Raw genomic sequence first — 14,521 nt, forward strand, 5'->3', positions numbered from 1 at the left:
CTCCCATGATCCGTTCCTCAGGTGGCGTCGGGGAAGCCGCTCACCCGCAGTGTGATGTTCAGCCGTCCCGTCAGGCCGAGGGCGGCCGGCGCCGTGCCCGGGAGAACCCGTGGCACTCCGTGGTAGGCGAGCCGGGACGGTCCCCCGAACACGAACAGGTCGCCGCTGCGCAGCTCGACGTCGGTGTAGGGCCGGGTCCGGGTCCGCGGGTTGCCGAACCGGAAGACGCAGGTGTCACCGAGGCTGAGGGAGACCACGGGCGCGTCGGACTTCTCGTCGGCGTCTCGGTGCATGCCCATCCGGGCGTCGCCGTCGTAGAAGTTGATCAGCGCGATGTCGTACGCGGCTCCCCGGGCCCGCTCCGGGCCCAGCGCGTCGGCCACCGCGCGCCGGCCCAGCTCGCCCAGCCAGGCGGGGAAGGGCTTGACGGGCGCGCCGTCACCGTCGCTGACCGTACGGGCGTAGGCGTACGGGTACCAGTGCCAGCCCAGGCAGACCTGGCGGGCGGTCATCGTGCCGCCGCCGGGTGTACGGACCGTGCGCAGGCCGGCCGGCGGACGGGCCCACTCCCGGCAGGCCCGGAGCAGCTCACGCTGGTGTGCCGGGTCCGCCCAGTCGGGAACGTGCACCGCCCCGGGCGCGACCTGCGCACGTTCGCGCGGAAACAGCTCGGAGTCCATGGACCCATCCTCCGCCATGGGTCCGACACCGGGCCTGAGCTGCTGCTCGGTTAGCCTTGAAGCACGATGAACGACCCTATGACGACGCCGTGGGGCGAGGTCACGCTGGCCCGCCACCCCGAGGATCCGCGCGAGACGCTGCGCGCCTGGGACGCATCCGACGCGTACCTGCTCAGACACCTCGCGGAGCGGGACGTCCCGCTGACCGGCACGGTGGTGGTGCTCGGCGACCGCTGGGGCGCGCTGGTCACGGCGCTCGCGGCGCACCGGCCCACGCAGATCACCGACTCCTGGCTGGGCCAGGAGGCGACCCGGGCGAACCTGGCGCGGGCCGGCGTCGAGACCGGCGCGGTCCGGTTGCTCACCACCCAGGACCCGGTGCCGGAGCGGATCGACGTGCTTCTGGTCCGGGTGCCGAAGAGCCTGGCGCTGCTGGAGGACCAGTTGCTGCGGCTGGCGCCCGCCGTGCACGAGGGCACGGTCGTCGTCGGCACCGGCATGGTGAAGGAGATCCACACCTCGACGCTGAGACTGTTCGAGCGGATCCTCGGGCCGACCCGGACCTCACTCGCCGAGCAGAAGGCCCGGCTCGTCTTCTGCGCCCCGGACCCGTCGCTGCGCCACCCCGCCAATCCCTGGCCGTACGCCTACGACCTTCCCGACGACGTCGGCGGCGCCCTCTGCGGCCGTCCGGTCGTCAACCACGCGGGCGTGTTCTGCGCCGAACGGCTCGACATCGGCACCCGGTTCCTCCTGAAGCACCTGCCGACGACCAGCGGCGCCCGCCGGGTCGTCGACCTGGGCTGCGGCAACGGGATCGTCGGCACGGCGGTGGCGCTGGCCAACCCGCAGGCCGAGGTGCTGTTCACGGACGAGTCGTTCCAGGCTGTGGCGTCGGCGGAGGCCACGTACAAGGCGAACGGAGTGCCGGGGCATGCCGAGTTCCGGGTCGGGGACGGGCTGGCGGGGGTGGCGGACGGCAGTGTGGACGTCGTGCTGAACAACCCGCCGTTCCACTCACACCAGGCGACGACGGACGCCACGGCCTGGCGGATGTTCACGGGGGCCCGGCGCGCCCTGCGGCCGGGCGGCGAGCTGTGGGTGGTGGGCAATCGGCACCTGGGCTACCACCTGAAGCTGAAGCGGCTGTTCGGCAACAGTGAACTGGTCGCCGGTGACCGGAAGTTCGTGGTGCTGAGGTCCGTCAGGCGAGGGTGAGCCCGACACCGGTGACGATCCGCTCGACGGTGCGCGCCATGGCCTCCCGTCCCGCGCTCAGGTAGGTCCGGGCGTCGACCGCGTCCGGATGCGCTCCCAGGTGTTCGCGGATCGCGCCGGTCATGGCCTGGTTGAGCGCGGTGCCGATGTTGACCTTGGCGATGCCGCCCGTGACGGCGGCCGTCAGCTCGCGGTCCGGGACGCCGGAGGAGCCGTGCAGGACCAGGGGCACGTCGAGGGCGGTGCGGAGCCGCTCGAGCAGGCCGTGGTCGAGGACGGCGGTGCGGGTGGTCATCGCGTGGACGCTGCCGATGGCGACGGCCAGGGCGTCCACACCGGAGTCCGCCACGAACGCGCGGGCCTCGACCGGGTCGGTGCGGGCGCCCGGCGCATGCGCGCCCTTGCCGCCTATCTCCCCCAACTCGGCCTCGATCCACAGCCCTCGGGCATGCGCCAGCTCCACGGCCGCACGGGTCGCGGCGAGGTTCTCCTCGTACGGCAGGCGGGAGGCGTCGTACATGACCGAACTGAAGCCCGCGTCGGCCGCCCGGCGCAGCAGCGGGTCGCTCTGGACGTGGTCGAGATGCAACGCGACCGGCACGGAGGCCCGTTCGGCCGCGACGGCGGCGGCACGCGCGAGCGGGAGCAACTGCCCCCGGCGGTAGGCGACGGCGTTCTCGCTGACCTGGAGGACGACGGGCGCGCCCGCGGACTCGGCGCCGGCGATGACGGCCTCGACGTGTTCCAGCGTGATGATGTTGAAGGCGGCGACGGCGGTACGGGCCGCGTGCGCCCGGCTGACCAGTTCGCCGGTGGTGGTGAGCGGCACGGCAGCTCCTCTTCGGGAGTCGGGGGCTCAGGGGGTGAGGATCACCGAGCGGGTGAGGTGGCGCGGGCGGTCCGGATCGAGGCCGCGGGCGGCGGCGACGGCCACGGCGAGACGCTGGGCGCGGACCAGTTCGGCGAGGGGATCCAGTTCACCCGGCACCCACAACGCGCCGGTGGCGCCCACCTGTCGGGCCAGCCCGTCGGGTGCCTCGCCGAACATCCAGGTCGCGGTGGAGGCGGTGGCGATGCTGATGGGGCCGTGCCGGTACTCCATCGCGGGATAGGCCTCGGTCCAGGACAGCGAAGCCTCGCGCATCTTCAGCGCGGCCTCGTTCGCCAGTCCGACGGTCCAGCCGCGTCCGAGGAAGGTGAACTGCCCGCAGTCCACGAGCCCTCGGGGAAGCGGCTCGGCGAGCGCGGTGCGGGCGTCGGTGACGACCCTGGCGCCGTGCAGGCCGAGATGGGCGCGGAGCAGGGTGAGCGCGGTGGTCGCGAACCGGGTCTGCACGACGGAGCGTTCGTCGGCGTAGTCCAGGACCACGACGTGGTCGGCCGACGTCATGACCGGGGTGTGCGGGTCGGCGGTGATCGCGGTCGTGCGGGTGCGTCCGCGCAGCCGGCCGAGCAGGCCGAGGACCTCGGTGGTGGTGCCGGACCGGGTCAGGGCGACGACCCGGTCGTAGGAGCGGGCGTGGGGGAACTCCGAGGCGGCGAAGGCGTCGGTCTCGCCGTGCCCCGCCCCCTCGCGCAGGGCGGCCGCGGCCTGGGCCATGAAGTACGAGGTGCCGCACCCGACGATCGCCACCCGCTCCCCGGGCATCGGCAACTCGTCTGCGTATCGGGGGACTTCGGCTGCGGCTCGGGTCCAGCACGCGGGCTGGTCGGTCAGTTCGTCCTCGACGTGGGTCATGCCCCACCTCTCCCCGACGGTGACTGCTCATGCTTGTTCATGCAAGATAGAGCCACCATTCGAGCAACTTCAAGCATGCGAACGGAGAACGTCGATGTCGCGTGACGCCCGCTGGAAGGCGCTGCTGGAGCTGCTCGTCGAGCGCGGCCGGCTGGACGTCGAGGACGCGGCGGCCGAGCTCGCCGTGTCGGCGGCGACGATCCGCCGTGACTTCGACCAGCTCGCCGAGCAGCAGATGCTGCTGCGCACGCGGGGCGGGGCGGTGGTGCACGGGGTGTCGTACGAGCTGCCGTTGCGGTACAAGACGGCCCGGCAGGCCACCGAGAAGCAGCGGATCGCGAGGGCGGTGGCCGATCTGGTCGCACCCGGCGAGGCGGTCGGGCTGACCGGCGGCACGACGACCACGGAGGTGGCGCGCGCGCTGGCCGTGCGCGGTGATCTGGCGTCCGGCTCGCCCGCGCTGACCGTGGTCACGAACGCGCTGAACATCGCGGCGGAGCTTTCGGTGCGCCCCCAGTTCAAGATCGTGGTGACCGGCGGGGTGGCACGGGCGCAGTCGTACGAGCTGGTCGGGCCGCTCGCGGACGGGGTGCTGGGCCAGATCACCCTCGACGTGGCGGTGCTCGGTGTCGTGTCCTTCGACGTGACGCACGGCGCCGCCGCGCACGACGAGGCGGAGGCGGCGGTCGACCGGCTGCTGTGCGAGCGCGCCGAGCGGGTGGTGGTGGCCGCCGACTCCAGCAAGCTGGGGCGGCGGGCGTTCGCCCGGATCTGCGCGGCCGACACGGTGGACACACTGGTCACGGACACGGCGGCCGACGCGGCGGCGGTGGGCCGGTTCGAGGAGGCGGGAATCAGGGTCCTCCTCGTCTGAACCCGCGCCGCGGGATGAACGCGGCGACGGCGGCCGCGAGGAGCGTGGCGGTGACCGCCCAGGCCGTGCCGGAGGCCGGGGCGTCGAGCAGCTTCGGCAGCTCCGGGACGATCGGGATCACCAGGGTTGCATCAGCGAGACCAGGATCCCGCCGAAGGCCAGCGCCGCCACGACGAGGCCGGCCCGCGGCGCGGCGGACCCCTCCCCCGCCTTCACGGACCTGGGTTGCGCACGGGACATGGCCGAGCCTCGGTGGGGGGATGCGGTTCTGCACGACTGCGCAGCATCGTAAGCGCGCTTGATTGACTCAGGCAACTAGCGCTTTCGGTGTGCGGCGTGTGAAGAATCCGGGCAGAGGGCTCCGGGCGAACGGGTCAGGCCGAAGGGCCGGGCGGACCGGCCGGGGGGGAGGACTCCGGGGAGCCGGGGCGAGCAGAGGGACCGGGCGGCGGCTAAAGCGCGCGCTCCAACTGGTCCGCCACCAGCTTCACGAACCGTCCGGGCTCCTTCGGCCGGCCGCCCTCGGCGAGGACCGCCAGACCGTGCAGCAGCTCGGCGGTCTCGGCGAGCCCGGCACGGTCCTCCCGCTCCTTGTAGGCCTGGTTCAGGCCCTTCACGAGCAGGTGGTCGGGGTTGAGTTCGAGGATCCGCAGGGCGCGCGGCACCTCCTGCCCCATCGCGCGGTACATGTTCTCCAGCGCCGGGGTGAGATCGTGCGCGTCGGAGACGATGCAGGCCGGGGACACGGTGAGGCGGGACGACAGCCGCACCTCCTTGACGTCCTCCCCCAGTTGCTCCTTCATCCAGCCGAGCAGCCCGGCGTACTCCTCGCCCTGCTTCTCGCGCTCGCCTTCGGCCTTCTCGTCGTCCTCCCCGCCGAGGTCGACCTCGCCCTTGGCCACGGACCGCAGCGGCTTGCCGTCGAACTCGCCCACCGCGTCGACCCACACCTCGTCGACCGGGTCGGTGAGGAGCAGGACCTCGATGCCCTTCGCCCGGAACGCCTCCATGTGCGGGGAGTTCTCGATGCTCTGCCGGGACTCGCCGGTCAGGTAGTAGACGGCTTCCTGTCCGTCCTTCATCCGCTCCACGTAACTCTTCAGCGTGGTGGGTTCGTCCGCGCTGTGCGTGGTCGCGAACGACGAGACGGCGAGGAGGGTGTCGCGGTTGTCGGAGTCGGTCAGCAGCCCTTCCTTCAGAACGGCGCCGAACTCCCGCCAGAAGGTGGCGTAACGGTCGGGGGCCGCGGTCATCATGTCCTTGACCGTGGAGACGACCTTCTTGGTGAGCCGGCGCTGCATCATCCGGATGTGCCGGTCCTGCTGGAGGATCTCGCGCGAGACGTTCAGCGAGAGGTCCGCCGCGTCGACCACGCCCTTGACGAACCGCAGGTAGGACGGCAGCAGTTCCTCGCAGTCGTCCATGATGAAGACGCGCTTCACATACAGCTGCACACCGCGCTGGTAGTTCTGGTTGTACAGGTCGTGCGGGGCGTGCGAGGGGAGGAACAGCAGCGCCTGGTACTCGAAGGTGCCCTCCGCCTGGAGCCGGACGGTCTCCAGCGGTTCGCGCCAGTCGTGGCTGATGTGCTTGTACAGCTCGTGGTACTCGTCGTCGGACACCTCGTCGCGCGAGCGCGCCCACAGGGCCTTCATCGAGTTCAGCGTCTCGGGTTCGGACGCGCTGTCGGCGGCCCCGTCGGTGGTGTCGGTGGTGTCGGTGGTGTCGGTGGTGTCGGTGGTGTCGGCGTCGACCGCCTTCGGGACCAGCTTGATGGGCCAGGTGATGAAGTCCGAGTAGCGCTTGACGATCTCCTTGATCGTCCGGTCCGCGGTGTAGTCGTGCAGCTGGTCGTCGGCGTCGGCCGGCTTCAGGTGCAGCGTGACCGTGGTGCCCTGCGGCGCGTCGTCCACCCTCGTCAGCGTGTAGGTGCCCTCACCGCGCGACGACCAGCGGGTGCCCTGGCTCTCGCCGGCCCGCCGGGTCAGCAGGGTCATCTCGTCGGCCACCATGAAGCCGGAGTAGAAGCCGACGCCGAACTGCCCGATGAGCCCCTCGGCCCCGGCCTCCTCCTCGGCCTCGCGCAGCTCCTGCGCGAACTTCGCCGTGCCCGAGTTGGCGATCGTGCCGATGAGCCGGCCGACCTCGTCGTACGACATCCCGACGCCGTTGTCCCGCACCGTCAGGGTGCGGGAGGCGGCGTCGATCTCGATCTCGATGTGCAGGTCCGAGACGTCGGCGTCGAGCGTGTCGTCCCGCAGTGCGGCGAGACGCAGCTTGTCCAGCGCGTCGGAGGCGTTGGAGACGAGCTCGCGGAGGAAGACGTCCTTGTTCGAGTAGACCGAATGGATCATCAACTGCAACAGCTGACGGGCCTCTACCTGGAACTCAAACGTTTCTGTCGACATGATGGGCGTGTACCTCACAGGTTCCGGAGTCTCCTGGACTGGCGAGATCCACTGTAAAACACCAAGTCAGCCCGCGGTGCTCGCCGTTCGTGATCGTCCGGATGCGGGCGATGGGGGCAGGCGGTCGGGCGGGCGGTCGGGGAGGTAGATCAAGGCGGGTGATCAGCGCCGGATCTCCTCCACCTCCGCGAAGCCCTCCGCTCCGCTCCACCGGAGCCGGGTCAGCCACTCGGTGGACGTGCGGGTGAAGGCGATGTCCCCCGAGCCGCCCACGGAAGCGACCTTCGACCAGCCGTCGAAGCTTCTGGTGAGTTTCGTGTCCCACCGGCTGAGGTCCCCCGTACCGACGGCCGCGATCGACTCCACTCCCAGTCGTCCATGAAGCCGGCTCGCAGGCCGTGCTTCCCGGCCAGGGCCACGAGGGTGTCCGTGCGGTAGTAGAAGTCCTTGCGCAGCGCGTGGTGTTCCTCGCCCTCGGTACGGTCGAAAGTGAATTCGAACCAGCCGCCGGGCGCGAGCACCCGCCCCACGTGGGCCAGGCACTCGTCGATGGCGGCTGCGCAGTCCGCGTCCCACCCTGTCCGCCCGTGAGCACGAGATCCTCGCTCAGCTGGCCCGCGGCCTGGGCAACCGGGAGATCACCCGGGCGCTGTTCATCAGCGAGGCGACGGTCAAGACCCATCTCGGGCGGATCTACGGCAAGTTGGGGGTGGAGACGCGGTCGGGCCTGGTGGCCGTCGCCAAGGAGGGACGACTGCTGCCATGACGACGCGGCCCGAGGAGGCCGGGTGCCGTCACCCGGCCCGTGCCATCGGTCACGCGCCGTCGACGCACCCCGCCTGGCGGCCGTCACCGGTCTGACGGAAGAGAGCGGCCAAGACCCCACGACGGCCTTGTTCAGCTCAGAACCACCACCTAGCCTGATTTTGTGCCGCAAATAAACAAAACCCGAACACGCGCCGCGGTGCCGGGTCACGGCAATGACCTCACCCGGCTCCGTATCGCCCTGACCACCTTCTTCGCCCTCGACGGCTTCGTCTTCGCCGGATGGGTCGTCCGCATCCCGGCGATCAAGGAGCAGACCGGCGCCTCCCCCAGCACCCTCGGCCTCGCACTTCTCGGTGTCTCCGCGGGCGCGGTGATCACGATGATGTTCACCGGGCGCCTGTGCAGCCGGTACGGCAGTCACCCGGTCACCGTGGTCTGCGCGGTCCTGCTCTCCCTGAGCGTGACGCTGCCCCCGCTCACCCACTCCGCCACCGCGCTCGGCGCCGTCCTGCTGCTGTTCGGCGCGGCTTACGGAAGCATCAACGTCGCCTTCAACAGCGCCGCCGTCGACCTGGTCGCGGCGCTGGGCAGGCCGGTCATGCCCACCTTCCACGCGGCCTTCAGCCTGGGCGGCATGATCGGCGCCGGGCTCGGCGGGCTGGTCGCCGGCTCCCTGTCCCCCACGCACCATCTGCTGAGCCTCGGGATCATCGGCCTGCTCGTCACCGCGCTCACGGCACCCACCCTGCTCCGGCTGGAACCGCCCCGGTCGCCGGAACCCGCCACCTCCGGACCCGAGCACCCCACCACCGGACCCCGACCCACCACCACCGGACCGGAGCACCCCACCACCGGACCCCGACCCACCACCACCGGACCCGAGGATCCGGCGCCCGCGAAGGCGGCTCCGCCCCGGCCGACACCCCGCGCCCGTCGTCTCGTCGTCGTCTTCGGGCTGATCGCCCTCTGCACCGCTTACGGCGAAGGAGCCCTGGCCGACTGGGGTGCCCTGCATCTGCGGCAGGACCTGGGGTCCTCCGCAGGGGTCGCCGCGGCCGGGTATGCGTGTTTCGCGCTCGCCATGACGGTCGGCCGGCTCACCGGCACCACCCTCCTCGAACGGCTGGGCCGCACCCGTACGGTGGTGATCGGCGGCGGCGTCGCGGCGGCGGGGATGATGCTCGGCGCGCTCGCCCCGGCCCTGTGGGCTGCGCTCCTCGGCTACTCGGTCGCGGGACTCGGACTGGCCAACCTCTTCCCGGTGGCCGTGGAACGCGCGGGCGCCCTGGCCGGCCCGAGCGGTGTCGCCACCGCCTCGACGCTCGGTTACGGCGGCATGCTTCTGGGCCCGCCGGCCATCGGCTTCATGGCCGACTGGCTCTCCCTGCCCGCCGCCCTCACCAGCGTGGCCGTGCTGGCCGCGGTGGCCGCGGGGATCGGCTTCACGACCCGTCGCGCGACCGCCGGCTGACGACCGCCGCCCCTCCCCTCCACCGCGGTCCATCCGGCACACTCCCCCACATGGAGACTGCCGAGTTCATCCAAGCCCTGGACCAGGAAGGCCGGTCGCTCGCCGCCGCGGCGGCGGAAGCGGGTCCCGACGCGAAGGTGCCGACCTGTCCGGACTGGCAGGTCAGGGACCTGCTGCGGCACACGGGCGCGGTGCACCGCTGGGCGACGTCGTTCGTGGCCGAGGGCGCCTGTGCGCCCCGCCCCTTCGGCGAACCGCCGGAGCTCGACGGCGACGCGCTGCTCGACTGGTTCCGTGAGGGCCACCTGCGGCTCGTCGGCACCCTGTCCTGCGCCTCGCCCGACCTGCGGTGCTGGCACTTCCTGCCCGCGCCGTCACCGCTCGCGTTCTGGGCCAGGCGGCAGGCGCACGAGACGGCCGTGCACCGCGTGGACGCGGAATCGGCCCGTGGCCGGGCACCCGAGGAGACCGCCCGGGACATCGCCGCCGGTTTCGCGGCGGACGGCATCGACGAGCTGCTGCGCGGGTTCCACGCGCGCGCCAAGAGCCGGGTGCGGACCGACAGACCCCGGGTCCTGCGGGTGCGGGCGACGGACACGCCCGACGCCGTGTGGACCGTACGCCTGTCGGCGGAGCCGCCCGTGACAGAGCGGAACGGCGAGGGAGACGCCGACTGCGAGGTGTCCGGTCCCGCGGCGCCGCTCTACCTCTCGCTGTGGAACAGACTGCCGCTCCCGGCCGTGACCGGGGACGCCGCACTGGCGACGCTGTGGCGGGAGAAGTCCGCCATCGGCTGACACGCCGCCGTCAACCGGCAAGCCGTCGCCAACCGGCAGTCTGCCGCGGTCAGTCCGTGAGCATCCGGGTCAACACCGCGCGCTGCACCGGCAGTACGTCGCCGTGCAGCGCGCGCCCTTTCCCGGTGAGAGCGACCCGGACGCCTCTGCGGTCCTCCGCGCACATGCCGCGCTCGACCAGACCGTCCTTCTCCAGACGGGCGACGAGCCGTGACAGCGCGCTCTGACTGAGATGGACCCGTTCGGCGATCTCCTGGACTCGATAGCTGCACGAGCCGTCCGGCGCCGCCGACTCCGCGAGCACGTCCAGCACCTCGAAGTCGCTTCCGCACAGGCCGTGTTGGTGCAGCGCCCGGTCGAGTTCGCACTGGGTCCGCGCATGCAGCGCGAGCATGTCCCGCCACTGTTCCACGAGCGCCTGCCCGGCCTCGGCCTCACCCTTCTTCGCCGCCATGGGGCGCACCGTAGCAGAGAGCGTCAATTATTGCACCGGAATTAAATGCACTTGCATTTGATGCATGCGCATGTAGTCTCTCCGCCATGACCTCTCCGCTCCCCTCCCCCGCGTCCCCTCTCACCGAGGGCCGCTGGACCTCGCGGCTGTGGGGCACCCTGCTGGTGCTGTGCGCCGCGATGTTCCTGGACGCGCTGGACGTGTCGATGGTCGGCGTCGCACTGCCGTCCATCGGCTCCGACCTCGGCCTCTCCACCTCGACCCTGCAATGGATCGTCAGCGGCTACATCCTGGGATACGGCGGCCTGCTCCTGCTCGGCGGTCGCGCTGCCGACCTGCTCGGACGCCGCCAGGTCTTCCTGATCGCCCTCGGTGTCTTCGCGCTGGCCTCGCTGCTCGGCGGGCTGGTCGACTCGGGCCCGCTGCTGATCGCGAGCCGGTTCATCAAGGGCCTCAGCGCCGCCTTCACGGCCCCGGCCGGCCTGTCCATCATCACCACGACGTTCCCGGAAGGCCCGCTGCGCAACCGGGCGCTCTCCATCTACACCACCTGCGCCGCCACCGGCTTCTCGATGGGCCTGGTCCTCTCCGGCCTGCTCACCGAGGCGAGTTGGCGCCTCACCATGCTGCTGCCCGCGCCGATCGCCCTGATCGCGCTGGCGGCCGGTCTCAAGCTGCTGCCGCGCAGCGAACGCGAGAAGGACCACAACGGCTACGACGTGCCCGGCGCCGTGCTCGGCACCGCGTCCATGCTGCTGCTGGTCTTCACCGTGGTCCAGGCACCGGAGTCCGGCTGGACCTCCGCACGCACGCTGCTGTCGTTCCTCGCCGTCGCCGCCCTGCTGACCGTGTTCGTCCTCGTCGAGCGCCGCTCGGCCGGCCCGCTGATCCGGCTCGGCGTACTGCGTTCCGGCAGCCAGATCCGTGCCCAGCTCGGCGCGATGGCCTTCTTCGGCTCGTACGTCGGCTTCCAGTTCCTGGCCACCCTCTACATGCAGACGCTGCTCGGCTGGTCGGCACTGCACACGGCCCTGGCCTTCCTGCCGGCCGGCGCGCTGGTCGCGGTGTCCTCGACCAAGATGGGCTCGATCGTCGACCGGTTCGGCACTCCGCGACTGATCGCCGCGGGCTTCGCCTTCATGGTCACCGGGTACGCGCTGTTCCTGCGCGTCGATCTCGACCCGGTGTACGCGGCGGTGATCCTGCCCACCATGCTGCTGATCGGCGCGGCCTGCGCGCTGGTCTTCCCTTCGCTCAACATCCAGGCCACCAACGGCGTGGCGGACCACGAGCAGGGCATGGTCTCGGGGCTGCTCAACACCTCCGTGCAGGTGGGCGGTGCGATCTTCCTCGCGGTGGTGACGGCGGTGGTGACCGCGGGCGCCCCGGCCGACCCCACCCCGCAGGCCGTCCTCGACAGCTACCGGCCCGGACTGACGGTGGTGACGGCCATCGCCGCCGTGGGCCTGCTCATCACCCTTCCCGGACTGCGCACCCGGCGCACCCGGGGCTCGGTAGTGATCGCCAGGTCCACCGTGCCGGAGGCGGACGCGGAGCCCGTGGGGGCCCGCGACTAGGGGCTGTCCCGACAGACGGGCCCCGAGGGGGAAGCCGCCTCCAGGTGTGCGCCCGGCGGGGCCGATTGCCTCGCCGGGCGCACACCTGTGAGACTCGCCGTATGAGCGGGTACGGGGGCCGGCGCACACAGGCCGAGCGGGACGCGATCACCGTCGAGATCGGATACGCGCTGTGCAGTGCGGTGTTCGCGGCGGCGGTGCTCTTCGGGGCGATCGCCGGTCCGGCGTTGCTGTTCGAACTGCCGGACCTGGCGGAGAAGTCGCTGCTGCGGGCGGGCCTGGCGCTCGCTCCCGTGGTGTTCGTGGCCCGGGTGGTCTCCGTCCTCGTCCGCCTCCGGACGGGCGGTCAGCACAGCCAGCCCGGCCGGACCAACCCCGACTCGTAGGCCAGGACCACCAGTTGGGCCCGGTCTCGGGCACCCAGCTTCACCATCGTGCGACTCACATGTGTCTTGGCGGTGAGCGGGCTGACCACCAGCCTGCGGGCGATCTCCTCGTTGGACAGGCCGATCCCGACCAGCGCCATCACCTCCCGTTCCCGCTCGGTGAGCCGGCTCAGCGCATCGGCCGCCGCGGGCTCCTTGGAGCGGGCGGCGAACTCGGCGATGAGCCGGCGGGTGACTCCCGGGGAGAGAAGCGCGTCCCCGGCGACCACCGCCCTTACGGCCCGCAGGAGTTCCTCCGGTTCGGTGTCCTTGACCAGGAAGCCGGAAGCGCCCGAGCGGATCGCCTCGAAGACGTACTCGTCGAGTTCGAAGGTGGTCAGCATGATGACCTTCACCTGGGAGAGCGCCTCGTCGTCGGTGACCCGGCGAGTGGCGGCCAGACCGTCGAGGAGGGGCATCCGGATGTCCATCAGCACGACGTCGGGCCGCAGTTCCCGCACCGCGCGAACCGCTGCCTCCCCGTCGGCGGCCTCGGCCGCGACCTCGATGTCCGGCTGTGCGTCGAGCAGCGCCCGGAACCCCGCCCGGACCAACGACTGGTCGTCGGCGAGCAGTACGCGGATCACCGTGCCTCCCTCATCCACCGGTCCTGCCCCGTTCGCCGGTCCCGGCCCATGCACCGCTCCCGGCCCGTTCGCCCGTCCCGGCCCATGCACCGCTCCCGGCCCGTTCGCCCGTCCCGCCGCGGTCACTGGTTCCGCCGCGGTCGCTGGTTCTCCCCGGCCCTCGTGGGCAGTACGGCGAGTACTTGGAAGCCGCCGTCGGGGCGCGGTCCGGCCTCGATCGTGCCACCCAGGGCCGCGGCCCGCTCCCGCATCCCGGCGAGACCGTTGCCGCTGCCGCCCGCGTCGGCACCGGTCGCCGGACCGTCGTCGTCGATACGCAGCCGAAGCGTCCCGCCACCCTGTTCGAGCCCCACGCGCGCGTGGCGCGAACCCGAGTGGCGTACGACGTTGGTGAGGGCCTCCTGGACGATGCGGAAGGCGGCGAGATCCGTGTGCGGCGACAACCGGGGCGGTCGTCCTGCGACATCGACCGTGAGGCCCGCGCGCGCCGCCTGTTCCACCAGTTCGGGCAGCCGGTCCAGGCCGGGTGCGGGGGTGCGCGGCGCGTCTCCCGGCGTGCGGAGGCTGTCGAGCACCTGGCGCACCTCGCCCAGTGCTTCCTTGCTGGCGGACTTGATGGTGGTGAGCGCGGTGCGCGCCTGTTCCGGGTCGGAGTCGAGGAGCGCGAGGCCCACACCCGACTGCACGTTGACCACCGAGAGGCTGTGCGCGAGGACGTCGTGCAGTTCGCGGGCGATGCGCAGCCGTTCCTCGTCGGCGCGCCGCCGGGCGGCCTGGGCGCGCTCCGCCCGCTCACGGGCCCACTGTTCGCGCCGGGTGCGGGCCAGTTCCGCGACCGCCACGATCGCCACGGCCCATCCGGCGACGACGATCTCCTGCCCGTAGGGGGCCGCGTCGTCACCGGCGGGCGGCAGCCACCGGTACAGCCAGTGCGCGACCAGCAGGTGGACGGCCCACAGCAGGCCCAGCGCCGTCCAGGCGGCCCGCCGGTGCCCGGCGACCACGGCGGTGAAGCAGGCCACGGCCACGGTCAGGAAGACGGGCCCGTACGGGTAGCCGGCGCCCAGGTAGAGCGCGGCGGTGGAGGCCGTACCGAACACGACGGCCACCGGGTGTCGCTGCCGCCACAGCAGCAGCCCGGAGGCGAACACCAGCAGCACGCGCGCGAAGGCGTCGAGCGGTGCCCGCTCACCCTCCTGCGCATGGGCCGCGAAGTTCGAGCCGACGAGGACGAAGGCGGTGAGCAGCACGGTGGAGCGCCAGGGCCACCGCACGGCACGCGGCTCCGGGTCCGCCCCACCCTCCTCCCTGCCGTCCCCGCCTTCCCCCCAGTGGCGCAGCAGGCGCGGCGGCCTGTGCGACCACCGCTGTCCCGGGCCGCCGCGCCCCTGCGTCCGCTCTTCTTCCATGTCCGCCACGCTAGACGCCGCCGCGCGCACCGGACGTCCGCCGGGCGAGGTGATCAGCCGTACTCCCCTGGAAGTACAAGCCGCCCCTGGAGACGGCGTGAAACCTTGCTGCTCG

General features: G+C 71.9%; 14 protein-coding genes and 3 pseudogenes. 7 read left to right on the plus strand and 10 right to left on the minus strand.

Annotation, left to right across the window (positions count from 1 at the left end):
- Positions 1-17 precede the first annotated feature (17 nt).
- Positions 18-680 (minus strand): alpha-ketoglutarate-dependent dioxygenase AlkB family protein, encoded by a 663-nt coding sequence (locus tag QQM72_RS03395; RefSeq protein WP_314219266.1) that lies wholly within the window; start codon positions 678-680, stop codon positions 18-20.
- 78 nt (positions 681-758) lie between these two features.
- Between QQM72_RS03395 and QQM72_RS03400 the strand changes: the two genes are divergently transcribed.
- Positions 759-1,898, plus strand: coding sequence for a methyltransferase (locus tag QQM72_RS03400; RefSeq protein WP_314219641.1), 1,140 nt, complete (start codon positions 759-761; stop codon positions 1,896-1,898).
- Here the strand turns inward: QQM72_RS03400 and QQM72_RS03405 are convergent.
- Both QQM72_RS03405 and QQM72_RS03410 read right to left on the minus strand, forming a co-directional pair.
- On the minus strand, positions 1,885-2,727 hold the full coding sequence (locus QQM72_RS03405; protein WP_314219267.1) for a class II fructose-bisphosphate aldolase: 843 nt from the start codon (positions 2,725-2,727) through the stop codon (positions 1,885-1,887). The two genes, QQM72_RS03400 and QQM72_RS03405, sit on opposite strands and share 14 nt — an antisense overlap.
- Before the next feature lie 27 nt (positions 2,728-2,754).
- Positions 2,755-3,636 (minus strand): SIS domain-containing protein, encoded by an 882-nt coding sequence (locus QQM72_RS03410; protein ID WP_314219268.1) that lies wholly within the window; start codon positions 3,634-3,636, stop codon positions 2,755-2,757.
- A 94-nt stretch (positions 3,637-3,730) separates the two neighbouring features.
- Here QQM72_RS03410 and QQM72_RS03415 point away from each other — a divergent pair, with 94 nt between their 5' ends.
- Positions 3,731-4,510, plus strand: coding sequence for a DeoR/GlpR family DNA-binding transcription regulator (locus QQM72_RS03415; protein ID WP_314219269.1), 780 nt, complete (start codon positions 3,731-3,733; stop codon positions 4,508-4,510).
- Between the two features lie 22 nt (positions 4,511-4,532).
- Here the strand turns inward: QQM72_RS03415 and QQM72_RS03420 are convergent.
- The 4 genes and pseudogenes from QQM72_RS03420 to QQM72_RS03435 all read right to left on the minus strand — a co-directional run.
- A pseudogene (locus tag QQM72_RS03420) lies at positions 4,533-4,750 on the minus strand (MFS transporter); the annotation flags it as partial.
- Between the two features lie 212 nt (positions 4,751-4,962).
- Positions 4,963-6,918 carry a molecular chaperone HtpG gene (gene htpG / locus QQM72_RS03425; protein ID WP_314219270.1) on the minus strand — a complete coding sequence of 652 codons (1,956 nt, stop codon included), beginning with the start codon at positions 6,916-6,918 and terminating at the stop codon, positions 4,963-4,965.
- 162 nt (positions 6,919-7,080) lie between these two features.
- Positions 7,081-7,284 carry a hypothetical protein gene (locus QQM72_RS03430; RefSeq protein WP_314219271.1) on the minus strand — a complete coding sequence of 68 codons (204 nt, stop codon included), beginning with the start codon at positions 7,282-7,284 and terminating at the stop codon, positions 7,081-7,083.
- A pseudogene (locus QQM72_RS03435) lies at positions 7,284-7,469 on the minus strand (methyltransferase); the annotation flags it as partial. The pseudogene QQM72_RS03435 and the gene QQM72_RS03430, both read right to left, overlap by 1 nt.
- Positions 7,470-7,471: 2 nt before the next feature.
- Here QQM72_RS03435 and QQM72_RS03440 point away from each other — a divergent pair.
- The 3 genes and pseudogenes from QQM72_RS03440 to QQM72_RS03450 form a co-directional block, all read left to right on the plus strand.
- Positions 7,472-7,684: pseudogene (locus QQM72_RS03440) on the plus strand (response regulator transcription factor); the annotation flags it as partial.
- A gap of 162 nt (positions 7,685-7,846) precedes the next feature.
- Positions 7,847-9,157 carry an MFS transporter gene (locus QQM72_RS03445; RefSeq protein ID WP_399075808.1) on the plus strand — a complete coding sequence of 437 codons (1,311 nt, stop codon included), beginning with the start codon at positions 7,847-7,849 and terminating at the stop codon, positions 9,155-9,157.
- Positions 9,158-9,207: 50 nt separating this feature from the next.
- Positions 9,208-9,954 carry a maleylpyruvate isomerase family mycothiol-dependent enzyme gene (locus QQM72_RS03450; protein ID WP_314219272.1) on the plus strand — a complete coding sequence of 249 codons (747 nt, stop codon included), beginning with the start codon at positions 9,208-9,210 and terminating at the stop codon, positions 9,952-9,954.
- A gap of 49 nt (positions 9,955-10,003) precedes the next feature.
- Here the strand turns inward: QQM72_RS03450 and QQM72_RS03455 are convergent, their stop codons facing one another.
- Positions 10,004-10,408, minus strand: coding sequence for a MarR family winged helix-turn-helix transcriptional regulator (locus tag QQM72_RS03455; protein ID WP_314219273.1), 405 nt, complete (start codon positions 10,406-10,408; stop codon positions 10,004-10,006).
- An 86-nt stretch (positions 10,409-10,494) separates the two neighbouring features.
- Here QQM72_RS03455 and QQM72_RS03460 point away from each other — a divergent pair, with 86 nt between their 5' ends.
- Entirely contained in the window at positions 10,495-11,985 is a 1,491-nt protein-coding gene (locus QQM72_RS03460) for an MFS transporter (protein WP_314219274.1), read from the plus strand.
- A gap of 101 nt (positions 11,986-12,086) precedes the next feature.
- Positions 12,087-12,371 carry a DUF6332 family protein gene (locus QQM72_RS03465; protein WP_314219275.1) on the plus strand — a complete coding sequence of 95 codons (285 nt, stop codon included), beginning with the start codon at positions 12,087-12,089 and terminating at the stop codon, positions 12,369-12,371.
- Here the strand turns inward: QQM72_RS03465 and QQM72_RS03470 are convergent.
- Positions 12,332-12,997 (minus strand): response regulator transcription factor, encoded by a 666-nt coding sequence (locus QQM72_RS03470; protein ID WP_314219276.1) that lies wholly within the window; start codon positions 12,995-12,997, stop codon positions 12,332-12,334. The genes QQM72_RS03465 and QQM72_RS03470 overlap by 40 nt on opposite strands.
- A gap of 122 nt (positions 12,998-13,119) precedes the next feature.
- Positions 13,120-14,406: a sensor histidine kinase gene (locus QQM72_RS03475; protein WP_314219277.1), complete on the minus strand. Its 1,287-nt coding sequence runs from the start codon at positions 14,404-14,406 to the stop codon at positions 13,120-13,122.
- Positions 14,407-14,521: the final 115 nt, after the last annotated feature.

The sequence above is a fragment of the Streptomyces zaehneri genome, from assembly GCF_032248645.1.
Lineage (GTDB): Bacteria > Actinomycetota > Actinomycetes > Streptomycetales > Streptomycetaceae > Streptomyces > Streptomyces coriariae.